The 20,896-nt window shown below is 72.3% G+C and carries 17 protein-coding genes; 10 read left to right on the top strand and 7 right to left on the bottom strand.

Annotation, left to right across the window (positions count from 1 at the left end; translation table 11 throughout):
- Positions 1 to 102 precede the first annotated feature (102 nt).
- The 4 genes from ACFU97_RS07935 (at position 103) to ACFU97_RS07950 (ending at position 7,051) form a co-directional block, all read left to right on the top strand.
- Entirely contained in the window at positions 103 to 1,722 is a 1,620-nt protein-coding gene (locus ACFU97_RS07935) for a serine/threonine-protein kinase (protein ID WP_384252356.1), read from the top strand.
- A 70-nt stretch (positions 1,723 to 1,792) separates the two neighbouring features.
- The gene (locus tag ACFU97_RS07940; RefSeq protein WP_384252359.1) at positions 1,793 to 3,511 is read left to right on the top strand and encodes a serine/threonine-protein kinase; all 1,719 of its coding nucleotides are present in this window, start codon (positions 1,793 to 1,795) and stop codon (positions 3,509 to 3,511) included.
- Between the two features lie 136 nt (positions 3,512 to 3,647).
- Positions 3,648 to 5,261 carry a succinic semialdehyde dehydrogenase gene (locus ACFU97_RS07945; RefSeq protein ID WP_384252361.1) on the top strand — a complete coding sequence of 538 codons (1,614 nt, stop codon included), beginning with the start codon at positions 3,648 to 3,650 and terminating at the stop codon, positions 5,259 to 5,261.
- A 14-nt stretch (positions 5,262 to 5,275) separates the two neighbouring features.
- On the top strand, positions 5,276 to 7,051 hold the full coding sequence (locus ACFU97_RS07950) for a GMC family oxidoreductase N-terminal domain-containing protein (RefSeq protein ID WP_384252363.1): 1,776 nt from the start codon (positions 5,276 to 5,278) through the stop codon (positions 7,049 to 7,051).
- 87 nt (positions 7,052 to 7,138) lie between these two features.
- On the opposite strand, the gene ACFU97_RS07955 is transcribed toward ACFU97_RS07950, so the two are convergent.
- The gene (locus ACFU97_RS07955; protein WP_384252365.1) at positions 7,139 to 8,185 is read right to left on the bottom strand and encodes an LAETG motif-containing sortase-dependent surface protein; all 1,047 of its coding nucleotides are present in this window, start codon (positions 8,183 to 8,185) and stop codon (positions 7,139 to 7,141) included.
- Positions 8,186 to 8,865: 680 nt separating this feature from the next.
- Positions 8,866 to 9,153 carry a chorismate mutase gene (locus tag ACFU97_RS07960; protein ID WP_384252367.1) on the bottom strand — a complete coding sequence of 96 codons (288 nt, stop codon included), beginning with the start codon at positions 9,151 to 9,153 and terminating at the stop codon, positions 8,866 to 8,868.
- A 315-nt stretch (positions 9,154 to 9,468) separates the two neighbouring features.
- On the opposite strand from ACFU97_RS07960, the gene guaA reads away from it, so the two are divergent.
- Positions 9,469 to 11,049: a glutamine-hydrolyzing GMP synthase gene (gene guaA, locus ACFU97_RS07965; RefSeq protein WP_384252369.1), complete on the top strand. Its 1,581-nt coding sequence runs from the start codon at positions 9,469 to 9,471 to the stop codon at positions 11,047 to 11,049.
- Positions 11,050 to 11,055: 6 nt separating this feature from the next.
- Here the strand turns inward: guaA and ACFU97_RS07970 are convergent, their stop codons facing one another.
- Entirely contained in the window at positions 11,056 to 11,529 is a 474-nt protein-coding gene (locus ACFU97_RS07970) for a pyridoxamine 5'-phosphate oxidase family protein (protein ID WP_384252372.1), read from the bottom strand.
- Positions 11,530 to 11,667: 138 nt separating this feature from the next.
- Here ACFU97_RS07970 and ACFU97_RS07975 point away from each other — a divergent pair, with 138 nt between their 5' ends.
- Complete coding sequence (locus ACFU97_RS07975) at positions 11,668 to 12,477, top strand: class II aldolase/adducin family protein (protein WP_384252375.1); 810 nt, start codon at positions 11,668 to 11,670, stop codon at positions 12,475 to 12,477.
- Positions 12,478 to 12,511: 34 nt separating this feature from the next.
- Here ACFU97_RS07975 and ACFU97_RS07980 read toward each other — a convergent pair whose 3' ends face one another.
- Positions 12,512 to 13,390 carry a DUF4429 domain-containing protein gene (locus ACFU97_RS07980; RefSeq protein WP_384252377.1) on the bottom strand — a complete coding sequence of 293 codons (879 nt, stop codon included), beginning with the start codon at positions 13,388 to 13,390 and terminating at the stop codon, positions 12,512 to 12,514.
- Between the two features lie 182 nt (positions 13,391 to 13,572).
- Here ACFU97_RS07980 and ACFU97_RS07985 point away from each other — a divergent pair, with 182 nt between their 5' ends.
- Entirely contained in the window at positions 13,573 to 14,856 is a 1,284-nt protein-coding gene (locus tag ACFU97_RS07985; protein ID WP_384252379.1) for a hypothetical protein, read from the top strand.
- A 135-nt stretch (positions 14,857 to 14,991) separates the two neighbouring features.
- Positions 14,992 to 15,522 (top strand): DoxX family protein, encoded by a 531-nt coding sequence (locus ACFU97_RS07990; RefSeq protein WP_384252382.1) that lies wholly within the window; start codon positions 14,992 to 14,994, stop codon positions 15,520 to 15,522.
- Between the two features lie 91 nt (positions 15,523 to 15,613).
- On the opposite strand, the gene ACFU97_RS07995 is transcribed toward ACFU97_RS07990, so the two are convergent.
- Together ACFU97_RS07995 and ACFU97_RS08000 are read right to left on the bottom strand one after the other, a co-directional pair.
- Positions 15,614 to 15,865, bottom strand: coding sequence for a hypothetical protein (locus tag ACFU97_RS07995; protein ID WP_384252384.1), 252 nt, complete (start codon positions 15,863 to 15,865; stop codon positions 15,614 to 15,616).
- Entirely contained in the window at positions 15,852 to 17,288 is a 1,437-nt protein-coding gene (locus tag ACFU97_RS08000; protein WP_384252386.1) for a PspC domain-containing protein, read from the bottom strand. The genes ACFU97_RS07995 and ACFU97_RS08000 overlap by 14 nt, the downstream gene beginning before the upstream one ends.
- A 179-nt stretch (positions 17,289 to 17,467) precedes the next feature.
- On the opposite strand from ACFU97_RS08000, the gene ACFU97_RS08005 reads away from it, so the two are divergent.
- A complete protein-coding gene (locus ACFU97_RS08005; protein ID WP_384252389.1) occupies positions 17,468 to 18,757 on the top strand; it encodes a PspC domain-containing protein in 1,290 nt (429 codons plus the stop codon).
- Positions 18,757 to 19,476, top strand: coding sequence for a LuxR C-terminal-related transcriptional regulator (locus tag ACFU97_RS08010; RefSeq protein ID WP_384252391.1), 720 nt, complete (start codon positions 18,757 to 18,759; stop codon positions 19,474 to 19,476). The genes ACFU97_RS08005 and ACFU97_RS08010 overlap by 1 nt, the downstream gene beginning before the upstream one ends.
- A 52-nt stretch (positions 19,477 to 19,528) precedes the next feature.
- Here ACFU97_RS08010 and ACFU97_RS08015 read toward each other — a convergent pair whose 3' ends face one another.
- Positions 19,529 to 20,611, bottom strand: coding sequence for an NlpC/P60 family protein (locus tag ACFU97_RS08015; protein ID WP_384252394.1), 1,083 nt, complete (start codon positions 20,609 to 20,611; stop codon positions 19,529 to 19,531).
- Positions 20,612 to 20,896 lie beyond the last annotated feature (285 nt).

Consider the following 20,896-nt stretch of genomic DNA (forward strand, 5'->3'; position numbering starts at 1 on the left):
ACGTTCTCAAAAGGGAGATAAACGGCAGGGTGCGTCACGGGTCTGTGACCGGAAAGCATTCCCTGTGGATACGGGAGCGCCTGACGCGATATGGATGGATCCATGAGCAGCAACGGGGGCGCGGGCCGGGAGTCCGACGAGACGACGAGTTTTGTTCTGCAACCGCCGCAGGAGCCGAACCCGTACGCGGTGCCGACCCAGGTCGCCGCGCCGCCCGACCCGGGCACCGGCCGCCTCATCGCGGGCCGTTACCGGCTGCTGGCGAAGCTCGGGCACGGCGGCATGGGCACGGTGTGGCGCGCCAAGGACGAGACGGTCGACCGTGAGGTCGCGGTCAAGGAGCCCCGCGTCCCGGATCACCTTCCCGACCGCGAACGCGCCAACGTCTTCGAGCGGATGCGCCGCGAGGCGCGTGCCGCGGCCCGGCTGGACCATCCCGCGGTCGTCGACGTCCATGACGTGGCGGTCGTGGACGGCCGGCCGTGGATCGTCATGGAGCTGGTGCGGGGCCGCTCGCTCGGCAGCGCCCTCCAGGAGGGCACGCTCGACGCGCGTGAGGCCGCCAGGATCGGCCTGGAGGTGCTCGGCGCGCTGGAGGCCGCGCACGAGGCGGGCATCCTGCACCGCGACGTCAAACCCGACAACGTCCTCCTCGGCCGCTACGACCGCGTCGTCCTCACCGACTTCGGCATCGCGCAGATCGAGGGCGAGACCAATCTGACGGACACCGGTGGCTTCGTCGGCTCGCCCGAGTACATCGCCCCCGAGCGCGTGCTGGGCCAGCGCCCCGGCCCGGCCGCCGACCTCTGGTCGCTGGGCGTGGTGCTCTACGCGGCCACCGAGGGCGTGTCGCCGTTCCGCCGCAGCAACACGCCGGCCACGCTCCAGTCCGTCCTCAACGCCACGCCCGCACCGCCCGCCTCGGCGTCCGGGCCGCTGGCCGAGGTGATCACCGGCCTGCTCCAGAAGGACCCGGCGAGACGGCCGGGCGCCGCCCAGGTCAGGGCCCTGCTGACGCTGGCCGCGAACCCGCCGGAGCCCGCGCCCGTGGCGCCCACCGCGCCGCTGCAGCCGGTCCATGTCGCCGAGCGGGGGATCCGGCTCGGGCGCAGGACGCTGCTGGGCATCGGCGCGGGCGTCGTCGTGGCGGCGGTGGCGGCGTACCTGGTGCTCGCGGACCCGTTCGCCGGACCGCTGCCCGACGGCTGGAAGAAGCGGGCGAACCCCAAGCTGGGCGTGAGTGTCGGCGTGCCGGCGGCCTACGAGGTGGGCCGTCCGGGCAAGGACGACTCCGACAAGAACTGGGTCACGTACACCGACCCGAGCGGCGCCGTCTGGATCGGCGTGAATCTGGCGCGGAAGAGCGAGGACCAGTCGGGCGACATCAAGAACTCCGCCGCCGCCCAGATGTACGCCGACAACGAGCACTTCAAGAGCGACGGCGAGTACGACCTCGACATGCCCTCCGGGGCGAGGACGAGGACGCACACGAACGGCAACATCACGCACGACGGCAGGCCCGCGGCCGAGAACACCGTCGTCTACACCACCGACGACAGCCAGAACCCGCGCCCGCGCGAACTCCAGATCTGGTACTACCGCACCAAGTCCGGCGACATGTACAAGGTGACCGTCAGCTACCCGGGCAAGGGGGACTTCACGGCCCGCGGGCGCGAGGTGGCGAAGACGGCGCTGGCCAACATCACGATCGACAAGCCGTAGCCGCCGGGCGGCGCGCGAGGTGCCGGGATGCGCGTCGACAACTCGCCGTGCCGCACGGTACTGATGGGGCATGAGCGAAGGCGGCGAACGTGTGCGCGACGGCCGGCTCGTCGGCGGGCGCTACCGGCTGACCGAGCGCATCGGCTCCGGCGGGATGGGCACGGTCTGGCAGGCATACGACGAACTCGTGGAGCGCGAGGTCGCCGTCAAGCAGCCGCGGCTGCCGGGCGATCCGGACGACGAGCAGCATCGGCGGGCCGCCCACCGCCTCTACCGCGAGGCGCGCGCGGCCGCCCGCGTCGACCATCCCGCCGCCGTCTCCATCCACGACGTGGTGGAGGAGGACGGACTGCCGTGGATCGTCATGGAGCTGGTCCGCGGCGAGTCGCTGCACGAGGTGCTGCGGCGCGGGCCGGTCGAGGCCGCCGAGGCCGCCCGGATCGGTCTCGCCGTCCTCGGCGCGCTGCGCGCCGCGAACGCCGTCGGCATCGTGCACCGGGACGTGAAGCCCGCCAACGTGCTGCTCGGCGCCCACGGCCGCGTCGTCCTCACGGACTTCGGCATCGCCCACGTCCAGGGCGAGGAATCCCTCACCGTGAGCGGGGAGTTCGTCGGGTCGCTGGAGTTCGTCGCGCCCGAGCGGATGTCGGGCCGGAGCGCGGGGCCCGCGTCCGACCTGTGGTCCCTCGGCGTCCTGCTGTACGCGGCCGTGGAGGGCGCCTCGCCGTTCCGGCGGACGACGGTGGAGTCCACGCTCGCCGCGGTCATCGCCGCGGATCCGCCGGAGCCGAAACAGGCGGGTCCGCTGGGCCCGTTGATATCCCGCCTGCTGACGAAGAACCCCGACGGCCGCCCCTGCGCGGAGGAGACGGCGACGGTACTGGAGGCGGTGACGGAGGGCCGGCCGGTCCCGCTGATCGAGCCCGGCCGGTCGGAGCCCCAGGACGCCGGGGACCTGAGGGAGTTCGCGGACGACTCGGGGACCGTGCGGTTGCAAGGGAAGGCGGCGTCGAGCGGAGTCGAGGTCGAGGTCGAGCCGCCCCCGGAGTCCGCCGCAACCCCGGAACCGCTCCCCGAACCCCCCACCACAACCCTCCCCGCACCGGCACCCCACCCCACCCCCACCACTACCCCCACCCCCCAACACCCCTTCCGTCGCCCCGTCTTACTCGCCGCCCTCGCCGCGCTGCTCGTAGGCGGTACCTGGGCCGCCGCGTCCTACGCCAACTCGCCCGACGGGAACGGAGCCACCGAGCGGGCCGCCACCCTCACCGAGGCCCCGGCCCGTGTCGCGACGCCGACGCCGACCGCCGTGCCCGCCGGATGGACCGCGCACCGTGAGGCCGCGATGGACGCCGTGCTCGCTCTTCCGGGCCGGTACCGGGAGTCCGCCCGGGAGGGGGACGCCGCCGACCCGCCCCGCCTGGTCGAGTACGACGCGGCAGAGGGCGCGGACGGCGGCGTCAGCGTCCGCCTCACCGAGTGGGACAAGGCCCCCCGCACCCCGATGGCCGAGGCGCAGGCCGCGCACGCCACCTGGAACGGCTACGCAGGGGGCGCCCGCACCCAGTACACGCGCACCACCTTCCACGGCGCCGAGGCCGTCCTCGCCGACACCACCTACGGCGCCTCCGGCACCCCGACCCGGGTCATGCAGCTGCTGATCGGCACCGACGGCGGCCGCCTGTACGAACTGCGCGTCGACATGCCCAAGGGCACCCCGGACGAGAAGAAGGGCACGGCGCTCTTCAAGGGCGCGCGTGACCTCCTCGTCATCGGAAAAAGCTGAACCGTGTCGGGCCGTCCCCGCACAAGTCCTGATCAGCGCATTCGTTGCCAGTGAGCACTGGCATCGTGTGAGCAGTCGGTGAAGTCGCGTTACCGACGGGTACCCAAAGGCTGCGCACCGGCATACCCTGCGCCTCATGACGGACGCGCAAGCCCCGGCCAAGACCGGCACGAATCCCCTCGCCCCCGCTCCGGAGGGCGCCCGTACCGCCGCCGACGTGGTGACGCCCGAACTGGTCGCCCAGCTGACCAAGGGCGTGGTCGGCTCCGGCCGCACCGCCAACCACACGCCGTTCACCGGCGAGAAGCTCGCCGACCTGCCGGAGTCCACCCCCGAGGACGTCGCCAAGGCCTTCGACGCGGCCCGCGCGGCACAGGCGGTGTGGGCGCAGACGCCGGTCCGGCAGCGCGCGGCCGTCCTGCTCCGCTTCCACGACCTGATGCTGGCCCGGCAGGCCGAGGTCCTCGACCTCATCCAGCTGGAGACCGGCAAGGCCCGCCTGCACGCCCACGAGGAGGTCCAGGCCGTCGCCGTGGCCTCCCGCCACTACGGGCGCAAGGCCCCCTCGTACCTCAGGCCGAAGCGGCACACCGGCGCCATCCCGACGCTGACGAAGGTCACCGAACTGCGCCACGCGCGCGGCGTCGTGGGTCAGATCGCCCCCTGGAACTACCCGCTGGAACTGTCGGTCGGCGACGCCCTCCCGGCGTTCGTGGCGGGCAACGCCGTGGTGATGAAGCCCGACACCGAGACCTGCCTCACCGCCCTGTGGGCCCGTGACCTGCTGATCGAGGCCGGCCTGCCCGCGGACGTCTTCCAGGTCGTGCTCGGTGACGGCCCGGTCGTCGGCCCCGAGGTCGTCCGGCACGCCGACTACGTCTCCTTCACCGGCTCCACCCGCACCGGCCGCGAGGTGGCCCAGGGCGCCGCCGCCCGTCTGGTCGGCGTCTCCCTCGAACTCGGCGGCAAGAACGCGATGCTCGTCCTGGAGGACGCCGACATCGAGAAGGCGGCCGCGGGCGCGATCCGCGCCTGCTTCTCCTCGGCCGGCCAACTCTGCATCTCCATCGAGCGGTTGTACGTCCACGAGTCGATCGCCGACGCCTTCCTGGAGCGCTTCGCCGCCCGCACCAAGGCCATGCGCCTCGGCAAGTCCCTCGCCTACGGCGCCGACATGGGCTCGCTGGTGGGGGAGCGGCAGCTGGAGACGGTCACCCGGCATGTCGAGGAGGCCGTCGCCAAGGGCGCGAAGGTCGTCGCCGGCGGTGTGGCCCGCCCGGAGATCGGACCGTACTTCTTCGAGCCGACCATCCTCGACGGCGTGACCGAGCCGATGTCGGTGTGCACGGAGGAGACCTTCGGCCCGGTCGTCTCGATCTACCGCTTCCGCACCGACGACGAGGCGGTCGAGCACGCCAACTCGACGCCGTACGGCCTCAATTCCTCGGTCTGGACGAAGGACGGCGGCCGCGGCCGCGCGGTCGCCGCGCGCCTGCGCACGGGAACGGTGAACGTCAACGAGGGCTACGCCCCCGCCTACGGCAGCGTCCAGTCCCCGATGGGCGGCATGAAGGACTCCGGCCTCGGCCGCCGGCACGGCTCCGAGGGCATCCTCAAGTACACCGAGGCCCAGACGGTGGCCCAGCAGCGCCTGCTGCCGATGGCGCCGTCGCTGGGGATGGACGACGAGAAGTACGCCCAGTTCATGAGCCGGAGTCTGCGGCTCATGAAGGCGTTCCGGTTCCGGTAGAGGAGAGAGTGCGCGTGAGCAACGACGCTTACGACTACGACGTCATCGTTGTCGGATCCGGTTTCGGCGGTTCCGTCACCGCCCTGCGCCTCACCGAGAAGGGCTATCGCGTAGGGGTCCTGGAGGCGGGCCGGCGCTGGACCCGCGAGTCTCTGCCCAGGAACTCCTGGGACCTGAAGAACTACCTCTGGGCGCCGAAGCTCGGCATGTTCGGCATCCAGCGCATCCACCTGCTCGGCAACGTCATGGTGCTGGCCGGCGCCGGCGTCGGCGGCGGCTCCCTGAACTACGCCAACACCCTCTACGTACCGCCGAAGCCGTTCTTCGACGACCCGCAGTGGCGTGACATCACGGACTGGCAGGAAGAGCTCAAGCCGTACTACGACCAGGCGCAGCGCATGCTCGGCGTGCGGCTGAACCCGACGATGACGCCGTCCGACGTGCATCTGAAGGCCGCCGCCGAGCGGATGGGCGTGGGCGACACCTTCCACATGGCTCCGGTCGGCGTCTTCTTCGGCGACGGCAAGGACGCCGAGGGGAAGTCGAGGACCGCCCCCGGCCAGGAGGTCGACGACCCCTACTTCGGCGGCGCGGGCCCGGCCCGCAACGCCTGCACCGAGTGCGGCGAGTGCATGACGGGCTGCCGCCACGGGGCGAAGAACACCCTCAACGAGAACTACCTGTACCTCGCCGAGAAGGCGGGCGCGGTCGTGCACCCGATGACCACCGTCGTCTCGGTCACGGACGACTCGCAGGGCGGGTACGCGATCGCGACCCTGCCCACCGACAACCGGAAGAAGGGCGCGGGGCGCACCTTCAAGGCGCGCCGGGTGGTGCTGGCGGCCGGCACCTACGGCACCCAGACCCTGCTGCACCGGATGAAGGCCGGCGGTCAACTGCCGTACATCTCCCCGAAGCTGGGTGAGCTGACCCGGACCAACTCCGAGGCGCTGGTCGGCGCCCAGACGGACAACCGCCGCTACCGCAGGGCGACGGGCGAGCCGAAGGTCGACTTCACGCGGGGCGTCGCCATCACCTCGTCCATCCACCCGGACGAGAACACCCACATCGAGCCGGTCCGCTACGGCAAGGGCTCCAACTCGATGGGTGGCCTGTCCATCCTCCAGGTGCCGTACGCGGAGGGCTCGTCCCGGGTGCTGGCCTGGCTGCGCAACGCCGTCCGCCACCCGATGCTCGTCCTGCGCTCGCTGTCCAACCGCCGCTGGTCGGAGCGGACCATCATCGGCCTGGTGATGCAGTCCCTGGACAACTCCCTGACCACGTACCTGAAGCCGGACGGCATGGGCAAGGGCCTGCTCACCGCCCGCCAGGGCCACGGCGCCCCCAACCCCAAGCAGATCAAGGCCGCTTCGGAGAGCGCCTCGGTCATCGCCGCCGACATCAACGGCTTCGCGGGCTCCAACGTCGGCGAACTCATGGGCACCCCGCTCACCGCGCACTTCCTCGGCGGCTGCCCGATCGGCTCCTCCCGCGAGACCGGCGTGATCGACCCGTACCACCGGCTCTACGGCCACCCGGGCATCTCGGTGGTCGACGGCGCCGCGGTCTCGGCCAACCTGGGCGTGAACCCCTCGCTCACCATCACCGCCCAGGCCGAGCGTGCGATGTCGTACTGGCCCAACAAGGGCGAGGCGGACCAGCGTCCGGAGCAGGGGGCGGCCTACGAACGCCTGAAGCCGGTCGAGCCGATGGCGCCGGCGGTCCCGGCGGACGCCTTCGGCGCGCTGAAGCTGCCCTTCCTGGGGATGCCGGCGGTGCCGAAGAAGTAACGCGGTCCGCGCGAGGCGGCAAAGAAGACGGAAGGACCCGCACCCCCCTCCGAGTGCGGGTCCTTCCGTTTCTTTCCGCCGGCTTCGTTACGCCTGCGCGCCGGCCTTGCGGCGGCGCACCACGAAGACCGCGCCGGCGCCCAGCGCGACGGCGAGGCCGCCGGTGAGGCCGATCATCGGCAGTGCGGAGCTGGAGCCGGTCTCGGCGAGGCTGCCGGTGGCGTCGACCTCGTTCACGTTCTTGATCGGCTTCATGCCACCGGTCTGCGGCTTGGCGTCGCCCGGCTTCCCGGGGTCGGAGCCGGCGGCGAGGATGTCGAAGAAGTAGACCCAGCCGTTCGGGTCGTCGGCGAGCCAGCAGCCCTGCTCGTCGGCGTACTCGGCGAGGCCGCCGGTCAGACCGAGCGAGTCCGGCACCTTGCCGCTGACGCTGAGGCGCAGCTGGTAGGAGACCGACTGGCCGGCGCCGAGCGAGAACGCGGTGAACGTGCCGCCCTCGCCCGCCGCGTCCGCGATGGTCTGCCACGACTTGGTGGACTTGTCGAAGACCTGGACCTTGATCTGGCCCGAGTAGTCCTGCGCGTCCTCCCAGCCGACGGCGGCGACGCCGATCAGCGGCTTGATGTCCTTGATCTCCTGGTCACCGTGGTTGGAGACGTTGAAGGAGAAGGCGGTCCAGCCGCTGCCCGCGACGATCGTGTCGGGCAGGCCGGACAGGCCGCTCTTGAGGGCGTCGCTCAGCTCGGCGGTGCTGTCGCCGTTCTCGTCGACGCACAGCTCGCCGCCGGCGGGGGTGCTCGCGCTCGGGCTCGGCGACGGGGAGGCGCTGCTGCTCTCGTCCCCGGCCGGGGTGCTCTCGTCCGCGGCGGGCGTGCTCTCGTCGGCCGCCGGGGTGCTCTCGTCGCCGGCGGGGGTGCTCTCGTCCGCGGCGGGCGTGCTCTCGTCGCCGGCGGGGGTGCTCTCGTCCGCGGCCGGGGTGGTCTCGTCGGCCGCGGGGGTGCTCTCGTCGGCGGCAGGGCTGCTCGTGGAGGTGCTGGGAGTCTCGTCCGCGAAGGCAGTCGGGGCCGAGAGCAGGGCGAGGGGCGCTATGACAGCGGTCGCGGCCGCAGTGGCCATGGCACGACGCAGCTTCATGAAAACCTCAAGGGAGTCCGTGTGGAGGGCTCCGCGTGTGGGGCGCGGCTGTTGGCCCTGGTTCGCCTGGTTGGATTCGTGACGCCAGTGAATGGTTGTGCCGAGGCTGACAGAATTCTTATGTGGCCTGGATCACCCTTGATGCGGGCAAGCGAAGGGCCCCGCGGGCTCGAGCCGCGGGGCCCTTCTCCGTCAGCACCGACGTCAGGGCAGCGCCGGTGCCTGGGAGCGGCGCCGGGGGGTTGCGCCGCTTGTCCTGTGTGCCCTGGGTCGCCTCCCCGGCGCAGGTGTGCACACGGGTGGTCTCGACCTCTGGCGGTACGGAAGTGCAAGCAATGCAGTTGTCTGCGGGGGGACTTGGGCTTTGTACGCATCGTGCTGGATGGGCGGTGGCTACGCAACCGTTTCACCCAGGGTTGTGCATTTTTGCATTTTCCGCCGGTCGGCCCCGGGCGTCCCCGGAGCCGACCGTTCTCTTGGGTGACCGGGCTGCTGTCCCCTGCCGTCCGGTCACATCCCTGGAGCGAGGTCCCACGACGCACGGCACGACCCGTGCGTCTCATCGCTCCAGCAAGCCACGCGTGGTTCTTTCGGGCCCGCCCCTGGCTGGCACGGACACCTCCACAACGAAGGGGTCCGCGGGGCGGTCACGCGCCGTACGGGTGAGAGGCGGCCCGAACTCAGATGCGACCGCGGCACAGTTCGAGCAGCGTCATGGCGAGCGCGGTTCCGGGCCTGCCGAGGGCCTCGCTGTAGTGGCCGAGGACCTCCATCTCGCGGGAGAGGTTCACGCGCCGCCCGCCGGAGGCGATGCGCGCCTCCTGGATGACGGCGGAGACGGCCATCCGTTCCTGGATCAGGCCGATGATCCGGTCGTCGAGCGCGTCGATGCGCTCACGGGCGCCGGTGATCACGCCGGCGGCCTCGGGGGTACGGGCACCGGTCTTCTCGTTCGCGACGGCGGTCATGTCGGGGCTCCTCGAAGGGTCGGAGGTCGGTGCCCCGGAGCGGCAGGATCCGGTGAAACGCCAGGCGCCCCGGACCTTGTCGGCCCGGGGCGCCTGGGAAGTCGCTTGTCAGTTGCTCAAGCAGCACGACCATGGCAGCCGGTGGGCCGGTTGCCATAGGTAAAGAGGAAGGTCGTCTGCGTAAGCATGAGGTCAGTATGCACGGGCGGCGGGCCGCGTCCAAGGCGCGTCCACGATCCGGGCGGGAGGTGCCCCACGGGCACCCCGTTAGAATCGGAGACCACAGACCCCCGCCCCACCGCCGGAAGGCACCCCGTGTCATCAGCGACCCCCGCTGCCGCCGCCCCCGACACCGTCCTGGTGGTCGACTTCGGCGCGCAGTACGCCCAGCTCATCGCCCGTCGCGTCCGCGAGGCCCGGGTCTACAGCGAGATCGTGCCGAGCACCATGCCGGTCGCCGAGATGCTCGCCAAGAACCCGGCGGCGATCATCCTCTCCGGCGGCCCCTCGTCCGTGTACGAGGAGGGCGCCCCCGGCCTCGACCGCGCGATCTTCGAGGCCGGCGTCCCCGTGTTCGGCATGTGCTACGGCTTCCAGCTGATGGCGCGCTCCCTCGGCGGCACGGTGGACAACACCGGCGCCCGCGAGTACGGCCGTACCGATCTGCACGTATCGAAGTCGTCCTCCACCCTCTTCGAGGGCACCCCGGCCGAGCAGCACGTGTGGATGTCGCACGGCGACGCCTGCTCCGCCGCCCCCGAGGGCTTCACCGTCACCGCCTCCACCGAGGTCGTCCCGGTCGCCGCCTTCGAGAACGACGAGAAGAAGCTCTACGGCGTCCAGTACCACCCCGAGGTCATGCACTCCACGCACGGCCAGCAGGTGCTGGAGCACTTCCTGTACCGGGGCGCGGGCCTGAGCCCCGACTGGACCACCGGCAACGTCATCGACGAGCAGGTCGCCGCGATCCGCGAGCAGGTCGGCGACCGGCGCGCGATCTGCGGCCTGTCCGGCGGCGTCGACTCCGCCGTGGCCGCGGCCCTCGTGCAGAAGGCCATCGGCTCCCAGCTGACCTGCGTCTACGTCGACCACGGCCTGATGCGCAAGGGCGAGACCGAGCAGGTCGAGAAGGACTTCGTGGCCGCGACCGGCGTCCAGCTGAAGGTCGTCGACGCGGAGGAGCGCTTCCTGACCGCGCTGAAGGGCGTCTCGGACCCGGAGCAGAAGCGGAAGATCATCGGCCGTGAGTTCATCCGCGTCTTCGAGCAGGCGCAGGCCGAGATCATCGCGGACGAGGGGCCCGAGGTCGCCTTCCTGGTGCAGGGCACGCTCTACCCGGACGTCGTCGAGTCCGGCGGCGGCACCGGCACCGCGAACATCAAGTCCCACCACAACGTGGGCGGCCTGCCCGAGGACCTCGAGTTCCAGCTGATCGAGCCGCTGCGCAAGCTGTTCAAGGACGAGGTCCGGATGGTCGGCCAGGAGCTCGGCCTGCCGGACGAGATCGTCCAGCGCCAGCCCTTCCCGGGCCCCGGCCTCGGCATCCGCATCGTCGGCGAGGTCACCAAGGAGCGCCTGGATCTGCTGCGCGAGGCCGACGCCATCGCCCGCGAGGAGCTGACCGCGGCCGGCCTCGACCGCGACATCTGGCAGTGCCCGGTGGTCCTGCTCGCGGACGTCCGCAGCGTCGGCGTCCAGGGCGACGGCCGCACCTACGGCCACCCGATCGTGCTGCGCCCCGTCTCCAGCGAGGACGCCATGACGGCCGACTGGTCGCGGCTGCCGTACGACGTCCTCGCCCGGATCTCCACGCGGATCACCAACGAGGTCGCCGAGGTCAACCGGGTCGTGCTCGACGTGACGTCGAAGCCGCCGGGCACCATCGAGTGGGAGTAGTCCCCGCTAGGTCCGCCTGAGAGTGCGCACCGGCTCTCCGGGCTTCCAGACCTGGGCGACCAGATACGTGTCGTCCTCGACGTAGGTCCGTACGACCTCCGTCAGCTCGGTGCGGAAGAGGTGGAACGGCTCCGGCGGTTCCACCTCTTTCGTGTAGGCGCCCTTCGCGGCCGGGTCCTCGACCTCGACCGCGCGGCCGCCCACCCGGATGTCGCCCGCGCCCGGGTCCTTGCCGGGGCCCGGGTTCGCCTGCAGCGCGAACCGCGGGTCGCGGCGCAGGTCCAGCGCCTTGAGCGAGTCCGGCATCATGCCGAGCCAGAGCTCGCCGTCCAGGAAGCGGACCTCCAGGCCGCTGGTGCGCGGGGAGCCGTCCCTGCGAAGGGTGGCGAGCACGTGGTGGGTGAAGGCGCCGAAGCGTTCCTCGGCGATCTTCGCCAGTTCGGGTTCGGCGGCCGTGAAGGCCGCCCAGTTCCATGCCATACGCCGAGTCTCGCCCCGATACCGGACATCTGCTGTCGGGTATCGGCCGCGCGCGTCATCTTTACAAAACAGCTCTGTTCTCCTTCGCTGACCGGCGGTAACTTCCGCCCCGTACAACAATCCAGTCCTGGAGGACACATGCACGGCACCCCCGGGGCCGGGCCCACTCCGCCCCCCGCCCTCCCGTCCGACCGGCTCCAGTTCGCGATGCCGCCGATGCACGACTCGGTCGACGACGAACGGCGCCACCGCAAGGAGCGGCTCGCGGGCGCGCTGCGGATCTTCGGGCGGCTCGGCTTCGAGGACGGCGTCTCCGGACACATCACGGCGCGCGACCCCGAGTACAGCGACTGCTTCTGGGTCAACCCGTTCGGGATGCCCTTCAAGCACGTCACCGTGAGCGATCTGGTGCTCGCCAACTCGGAGGGGCAGGTCATCGAGGGCCGCTACCACGTCAACCAGGCCGCCTTCACCGTCCACTCCCAGGTCCACGCGGCCCGCCCCGACGTCGTCTCGGTGGCCCACTGCCACTCCGTGCACGGCCGCGCCCTGTCCGCGCTGGGCGAGCTGCTCGACCCGATCACCCAGGAGAGCTGCGCCTTCTACGAGGACCACGCCCTCTACGACGCCTACACCGGTGTCGCCGTCGACGCCGAGGAGGGCCGCCGGATCGCCACCGCGCTCGGCACCCGCAAGGCGCTCGTGCTGCGCAACCACGGCCTGCTGACGGTCGGCGACTCGGTGGACGCCGCGGCCTGGTGGTTCGTGTCCATGGAGCGTTCCGCCCAGGTGCAGCTGACCGCCAAGGCCGCGGGCCGCCCGGTCCTCATCGACCACCGGGCGGCGGTGGCGACCCGGGAACAGCTCGGCGGCGACCTGGTCGCCTGGATCAACTACCAGCCCCTGTGGCAGGACATCAGCCGCAGCGAGCCCGACCTGCTGAGCTGAGCACACCGGCGGCGGCCCCGCACCCCGCCGCCGTCTAGAAACCCCGCAGCACGGCCGCCTTGGTCATCGCGAACTCCTCGTCCGTGAGCACGCCGTCCCGGTGCAGCTCGCCCAACTCCCGCAACCGCCGCAGGAGTACGTCGTGGTGGTCGGCCGGGGGCGCCACGGCCGCCTGCTGGCGCCGGTCGACCAACTCGCCGCCCCGGGTGGACGGGTGCGGCAGACGCGCGGTGATCGCGGTGGCGACGAGCGCGGTGAGCAGGTCACGGCGGGCGCTGCCCCACAGGTCCAGGGCGTAGGGGTCCTTCTCCGGCGGTAGTTTGGAGAACGCCGTCTCGCGGGTCACGAAGCGCAGGAAGCCGTCCTCGTAACCGGAGTTGGGCAGCCACTCGACCTGCACCAGATCCGCCACGGAGATGATCCGCGGCCCGGTCGCCCGCTTGACCCGGTCGGAGGTGTCGGCCCAGTCGATGCGCACCTGGTTGCCGTCGAAGGAGATGGTGCCGTCGGAGGAGCGGACCGAGACCGGGACGGGTGGCCCGGGCAGCAGGTACGCCTTGGTCGGCTCCTTGGGGATCTGGTCCAGCATCAGCGCCCGGCGGATCTCCTCGGCGACGTACTCGGCGACGCCGGCCCGGTCCACGTCCACCACCAGCCGGTACGGATCGGCCGGATCCGGCAGCCGCCCGCCGGTCGCCTGGAGCAGCGGATCCGCCCCCTCGCGCAGCCGCATCCGCAGCCGTCCGCGCTTGCGCTCGGGCTCGAAGACCACGCCCGCGACGGCTTCGAGGGGTACGGCGACCTCCCCGTACGTCTGCCGGAACAGTGGCACGGAGCGGTGGAGACCCGGCGTGATCCTGACCATGGTGCCGTCGAAGGCCCAGGTCCCGTCCCGCTGGATGATCTCGGCCATAGGGAAATTCTCGCAGCCGGGTCAACACGGCGGCCCTCGCTTCACCCGCGCCGACCGGACCTGCCGGACGCGCAGGGGGTGGTGTAGGGCACAATTCGCTGTCATCACACAGGAGTTGCCGGGCCGGGGCCGACGGCCGCAAGGGCGCCGGCGGCACGGTTCTGGGAAGGCGGGCGTCGGGCGTGGCGGTGCAGGAGGCGAGAGGCGGCGCGGACGCGCCGGGCGGCGTCCATGCGGGCGGCTGCACCTGCGGGGACTGCCCGCACGGGGCGCGGGCGGGGCACCGGCGCGCGGTCGCGGAGTTCCTGCTGCTGCGCGACGGGTTCGCGGCCGGAGAGGGGCTGCCCGCCGCGGTGGCCCACTCGGCCTCGGCCTCCCGCCAGTGGGTCTCGGAGGAACTGCGCCAGTCCGCCGAACTCGTCGCCGAACGCGGCCGCGCCGAGGGCGAGGCCTGGCTGGCCCGCCTGTGGCGCTGGACGGCGTGCACGGTGTGGGCGCTGGTGGTCGCGCTGCTGCTGGTGCAGACGCTGACCGCGATCGGCGCGGGCTGGACCGCGGCCCGCACGGCCGGCCTGGTGGCGGCCCTGGTCACGGGCGTCGCGCTGACCGCCGCGTCCTGGTTCCACCGTGCGCGCGGCGGCGTGCTGGCGCCGGTCATCGGCGAGGACAACCGCCTGTCCACCTCCCGCACGGTGGCCGCGGCCTGGGTGCTGTTCGCCGGCTACGCCGTACTCGTCCTCGCCGGGCGCCTCGCCATGGCCTCCAGCCACGCGGAGCGCGACGCCCTGATCGCCGGCCTCGACCTCGCCCGCGGCGCCGGCATCGTCACCGTCCTCGCCGTGATCTGCGGCGTCGCCGTGCTGGTGCGGCGCGTGGTGGGCCTGCGGGTCCTCGGCCAGCGGCTGCAGAAGGTACGGGCGGACCGGCCCCGCTCCGCCGACCTGCTCACGGACGACGCGGGCCGGGGCACCTTCGCCGACATCCAGTACGTCGTGATCAGCGCCGTGGCCCTCGTGTTCGCCGCGGTGCGGCTGGCCCGCCGCCCGGACCAGCTCCCGGACCTCCCCTGGGGCCTCGCGGTGCTGGTGCTGGTGTCCGCGGCGACCTACGTGGCCGGCAAGTACGCCGAGGGCGGCCGCCCCGTGATCCTCTCCGTGGTGCGCGCCCGCGAGGCCGGCGACCTCGACGCACCCATCCGCACCGGCGACGACATCGAGATCCGCGGCGCGGGCTTCGTGCCCCCCGGTGCGCAGGGCGCCGACCGGCTCACGCGGATGGTGGTCCGCATCGGCGCGGTCAACGTCCATGTGCCCCTGGTCCCCGTCTCCGGAGGCTTCAGCAACCCGACCGACGCCGTCCTGACGGTGCCCGTCCCGGTGGACGTGGAACCGGGGAGGGTCGAGGTGCAAGTGGTGACCGCTGCGGGGGTAGAGACCCATCAGTACGCGATCGACGTGACGGACTGATGTGACCAGCCGGGACGCCGTGGCCGGCCACCTGGCACGCGGCCGGAAATCGGCACGAACGGATTGAGCGCACCGTCCCTTACGTACGTATCGTCTTCTGAGGGGTCCCGGCACTGCGGGCGAGAGGCGAGAGCGATGACTCACGGCATGCGCACGGACACGCACACCCCCTATCTCGAAGGCGACCGGACCTGGCGCGACACCGCCACCCGGTACGCCCTCCTTCCACTTCGCGTCTTCCTCGGTGTCACCTTCATCTACGCGGGCCTGGACAAGCTCACCAACAGCGACTTCCTGAAGGCGTCCGGAGCCGGCTCCATCGGCGACATGATGCACCAGGTGCGCGGCACCGCCGCGATCCCGGCGATGGTCGACATGGCGCTGAAGAACCCGGTGGGCTTCGGCTACGCCATCGCCCTCGGTGAACTCGCCGTCGGCATCGGCACCCTGATCGGCCTGCTCGCGCGCCTCGCGGCGCTCGGCGGCGCACTGATCTCCCTCAGCCTCTGGCTCACGGTCAGCTGGGCCTCGGACCCGTACTACTACGGCAACGATCTCGCCTACCTGATGGCCTGGCTGCCCCTCGTCCTCGCGGGCGCCTCCGTGTTCTCCCTGGACGCGGCCCTGCGCGCGCGGCGAAGGCAGCGGGCGGGAGGTTACCGGTAGCCCCTGTTCGGCGGGGGCTACCGGTGGCGGGTCCCCGGGCGTGACCCGGGGCCGCACCACGGCACCCGCTCCCAAGCGGCCGCCGCCCTCATCACGACGCGTCCTGCGGCGCCTGCGCCGGGTCCGCCGGGTCCATCCGCCCGGCGACGGCCCGGCGCCTGCGTATGCCCCGGCCGATCACCCCCGCGGCCCCGCCGAGGCAGAGCCCACCCACGACCATCGGAATCACCGCGAACCACGGCGTCTCCCACAGCCCGCCCGCGTCCCCGGCGAAGACCGCGCCCGCCAGGGCGAGGAAGAGCCCGGCGACCAGCCTTCCCGGCTGGAACTCATGACGCAGCACGGCTCACCTCCGCCTGTCCGACGCCGACCCGCAGATCCAGGTCGAGCGTGCCGGTGTTCCTGCCCCCCGAGACCGGCGGCAGGGTCAGCTCCTTGTGCTTGCCCGGCTCCACGTCCACGTCCTTCTGGCCGTCGCCCGGCAGCTGGATGTCGCCCACGCCCACGTCGATGCTCAGCTTCACCGCCGCGTCCTTCGGCACGATCACCTTCAGCCGGCCCGCGCCGACCTCGGCGCTCGTGCTCACCGTCTGCCCCTTCGTCACGGACAGGCGGCTCAGGTCCAGGGTGCCGACGCCGCTGCCGAGCTCGTACGCCGGCCGGACGTCCGCGACCGCGGCCGGCTGCCATGTCGTGCGTATCCAGTGGTTGTTGATGTCCTTGGGCAGCGCGGCCGACGCCGCGAGCAGGGCTGCGGTGACGAGGGCCAGGAAGATCGAGCCCGCACCCGTCCGCCCCAGGAACGCGCTGAGCGCGATGCCCAGGCCGAAGACGATCAGTGCGGCGGCGAACCCGGCCTGCAGGCTGGTGCCCAGCGCATCGCCGCCCCACGTCAGGCGGGTGGTGAGGCCGCCCGCGATCAGGGCGAGCAGGAAGACCCAGCCGCCGATCCAGCGCGGTCCGCGCGGCTTCGGCGCCGCGGGACGCGCGGTCCGCGGGCCGGCGCGGTCGGTCCAGGAGTTGCCGAGGCTGATGTTGACCGCGGCGGCGATGTCCCGGTCGCGGGAGTCGCCGGGGCCCCAGAGATAGCCCGTGCCCCCGTCGTGCGTGCCGTCCTTGACGATGGGGTCGCGCCACCACGACGGGTAGGCCGCGGGCACCGGCGGCGCCTGGGCCTCCGGCGGGGCGTCGGCGGCGGCCTGGGCGGCGAGCGGATCCGGATCGAGGGTCCCGCGCTGCCGCGACCAGTACCCGGCGCCGGCGAGGAGCAGGGAGAGGACGACGGCGAAGGCCAGCACCCCGCCGTTCTTCAGCATCGTCAGGAAGACTCCGCAGCCGACCAGCGCGAACAGCACGGCCGCCAGCGCCTGGCCGTCGACGCGGCCGGTCAGCAGCTTGCGCAGCTCGTTCTCCTCCTCGTCCTCGTACGGGACGAGGAGCCAGGCGAAGCCGTAGAAGATCAGGCCGATGCCGCCGGTGGCGGAGAGCACCGCGAGCGTGATCCGGAAGATCACCGGGTCCATGTCGCACTGCCGCCCGAGCCCGGCGCACACGCCCGCGAGTGTCTTGTTGCGGCGGTCGCGGCGGAACCTGCCGGGCGCCGCGGCCTCCGCCTGCGGGCTCCCCTCCTCCTGCGCGCCCGCGCCGGATCCCGTCCCGGCCGCGGGGTCCGCGGCGGGCGCGGCATCCTGCGGCCCGGCACCCCCGGCGGGGTGCGGGCCGGAGCCGGGTCCCGGACCCGTCGCGGCGCGCTCGTGATCTGTCATGTGTCCATGGTGACGGCCGAGCGGCTCCGGCGGGAGTCGGTACGACCCTGGCCGGACCCTGATATCGCCCCTGAGCCGGCGCCGGGGAAGCGTTCGACGGACCGGGCGTTCGAAGATCAGGGGAGTATCGGGGGTCGACCCTGATGCCCGTGTCCGCCGACCGTGTGAGTATCGGTGGCATGCCGGAAGCCGCTGCAGCGCCACTCGCCGAACCGCGGCCGCCGCGCAAGCTCTACCGCAGCAGCGACGGACGCTGGCTGGGTGGCGTGGCGCGGGGGCTGGCCGGACATCTCGGCCTGCCCGTCATCTGGGTGCGGCTCGTGTTCGTCGGCCTGTTCATGGCGGACGGTCTGGGCGCCCTGCTGTATGCCGCGTTCTGGTTCTTCGTGCCGCTCGGCGTCGGCGGCGTGGGCGACCAGAAACCCCCGTCGCTGGTCACCGCCGAGACCTCGGCGGACGGCCGCCGCAGACTCGTCGCCCGCAGGCCGGACCGGGGCCAGATCGTGGCCCTGCTGCTGATGGTCGCGGTCGCCATGATCTTCGTGGGCAACGTCAATCTGAGCGGCGGTGCCAAGGTCTACCTCTGGCCCGCCGTCCTCGTCGGCGCGGGCGTCGCCCTGGTCTGGCGCCAGGCGGACAACGTCCGGCGGGCCCGCTGGGTCGAGGTCGGCGGCCGGCGGCGCACCCTCACCCTGCTCCGCGCGGCGGGCGGTGTCCTCCTCGTCACCGCCGGCGTCTCCGGCATCTTCGTGCTCCAGGGCTCCGCCGCCCATCTCGGTTCCGTCCTCCAGGCCGCCCTCGCGGTCCTCGTCGGCATAACGCTCCTCGCGGGGCCGTACCTCGTGCGCATGACCCAGGACCTCTCCGAGGAGCGCCTGATGCGCATCCGCGCGCAGGAGCGCGCCGAGGTCGCCGCCCACGTCCACGACTCCGTGCTGCACACCCTGACCCTGATCCAGCGCAACGCGGAGAACGCGAACGAGGTGCGCCGCCTGGCCCGCGCCCAGGAGCGCGACCTGCGCACCTGGCTCTACAAGCCCGAGGGCACCGGCAAGGAGGAGGCCGACGAACCCACCACCCTCGCCGACGCGGTGCGGCGCAACGCGGCGGAGGTGGAGGACAAGCACGGCGTCCCGATAGAGGTCGTCGTCGTCGGCGACTGCCCGCTCGACGAGAGAATCGGCCCGCAGATGCAGGCCGCACGCGAGGCGATGGTGAACGCCGCCAAGTACGGTGGCGAGGGCGGCGCGGTGCAGGTCTACGCCGAGGTCGAGGGGAGGACGGTCTTCGTGTCGGTCCGGGACCGCGGTCCCGGCTTCGACCTGGACTCGATACCCGACGACCGCATGGGCGTCAGAGAATCGATCATCGGCCGCATGGAGCGCCACGGCGGCACGGCGCGGCTTCGCGCGGTGCCCGACGGCGGCACGGAGGTCGAGCTGGAGATGGAGAGGGCGGAGAAGACGTGATGAGCGACCCGACCGAGGCGAACGAGCCCATGGAACCGGCCGGCTCGGGCACCGGCGAGCGCCGCGTGCGCGTGGTCCTCGTCGACGACCACCGCATGTTCCGTACGGGAGTGCAGGCCGAGATCGGCCGGACCGACGAGACCGGCGTGGAGGTCGTGGGCGAGGCCGCCGACGTCGACCAGGCGGTCACGGTCATCACCGCGACGCGCCCCGAGGTGGTCCTGCTGGACGTGCACCTGCCGGGTGGCGGCGGGGTCGAAGTCCTGCGCCGCTGCGCGGCGTTGATGGCCGACGCCGAGCAGCCCGTGCGCTTCCTCGCGCTGTCCGTGTCGGACGCGGCGGAGGACGTGATCGGCGTGATCCGGGGCGGTGCCCGCGGCTACGTCACCAAGACCATCACCGGCACCGACCTCGTCGCCTCCATCTTCCGTGTGCAGGAGGGCGACGCCGTCTTCTCGCCGCGGCTGGCCGGGTTCGTGCTGGACGCGTTCGCCTCCACCGACGCCCCGCCGGTCGACGAGGACCTGGACCGTCTCACCCAGCGCGAGCGCGAGGTGCTGCGGCTGATCGCCCGGGGGTACGCGTACAAGGAGATCGCCAAGCAGCTCTTCATCTCCGTGAAGACGGTCGAGTCCCATGTCTCGGCGGTGCTGCGGAAGTTGCAGCTGTCCAACCGGCACGAGCTGACCCGCTGGGCGACGGCGCGACGGCTGGTCTGAGGCGCCGGGCCCGGCAGCCCGCGTCCCACGACCCGCGTCCCACGATCCGGCGTCACACGATCCGCGTCGCCCCCGCGAACGGCATCTCGTCGATCGGCGCGATCCGCACCGGAGCCGACGGGTTCGGGGCGTGGATCATCTGGCCGTTGCCGATGTAGATGCCCACGTGGCTGATGCCGGAGTAGAAGAACACCAGGTCGCCCGGGGCCAGTTCGGAGCGGGAGACACGGCGGCCGGCGTCGATCTGGGCGTAGGTCGTGCGGGGCAGGGAGATGCCGGCGGAGTGGTAGGCGGCCTGGACGAGGCCCGAGCAGTCGAAGGCGTTCGGGCCGGTCGCGCCCCAGACGTAGGGGCTGCCGAGCTTGGAGTAGGCGTACGAGACGGCGGCCGCGGCACGGGAGCTGGGCGCCTCGGCGGCGGAACCGGAAGCCTGCAGAGCGTCGCGCGCGCCCGAGCCGGAGCGTGAGGCACGGCCGGCGGCGCCGGCGGCCCCCGAGTCGCCGCCGAGGCCGAGCCGTTCGCGCTCGGCGGCCGGAAGAGCGGCCAGCAGCCGGCGTGCCGCGTCGAGTTTCCCGGTGATCGTCGTCCTGGTCCGCTTCAGTTCGGCCTGCCGCGCCTTCAGCCCGGCGAGCTCGACGCGGGCCGCTCCACGCAACCGCTCGATCTCCCGCAGCTGTTCGCGTACCCCGGCGACGGCCGCCGCCTGCCGGGTGCCCGCCCGGTCGGCGAACTCGGCACCCTCGAGATAGCGGTCGGGGTCGTCCGACAGGGCGAGTTGCAGCGCCGGATCGAGACCGCCGTCGCGGTACTGCGCGGCGGCCATCGAACCCAGCGCGTCGCGCGCCGAGTTGAGCTTGTCCGTCTTGCGCGCCGCCTCGTCCCGCAGGGTGGAGAGCCGGTGCTCGGCGGCCTTGGACTTCTCCTTCGCGCCGTCGTACTTCTGGGTGGCGGACTCCGCCTCCTGGTACAGCTTGTCCACCTTCGCCTTGACCTGGGCCGGTGTCAGATCGGGCTCCGCGTGGCCCGTGCCGTCGAAGCCGGTCGCGGTCGCCGCGCCCGCCAGGGCGATGGTGAAGGCGGTGCGGGCCGTGCCCCCGCCGAGTGAACGCCGACCGGTCTTGCGGTGCGCTGCCACGTGGACTGCACGTCCTTTCCGTTCGGCCGCCTCGCCCCGGCGGCTTTACGCGTCCGGCGGTGGTGGCCGACTGCCGCCCCTGGCCCGGGCGGCGGTGGGGAGCCGGTCACCTGGGGCAGGACGCTAAACCTGACCGTGACCGTTCGGTGACACGATGTGCGGAAGTGCCGCCGCCGGATCGCCGGGTGACCGTTTGCGACCGTGATCCAGGAGCCGCGCCGTCGACTTCACGCAGCGCGCTGACCGAAACGCCGGTTCCGGGCCACGGCCGTGACGCGGGCTGCT

Source organism: Streptomyces sp. NPDC057616 (genome assembly GCF_042800575.1).
GTDB lineage: Bacteria > Actinomycetota > Actinomycetes > Streptomycetales > Streptomycetaceae > Streptomyces.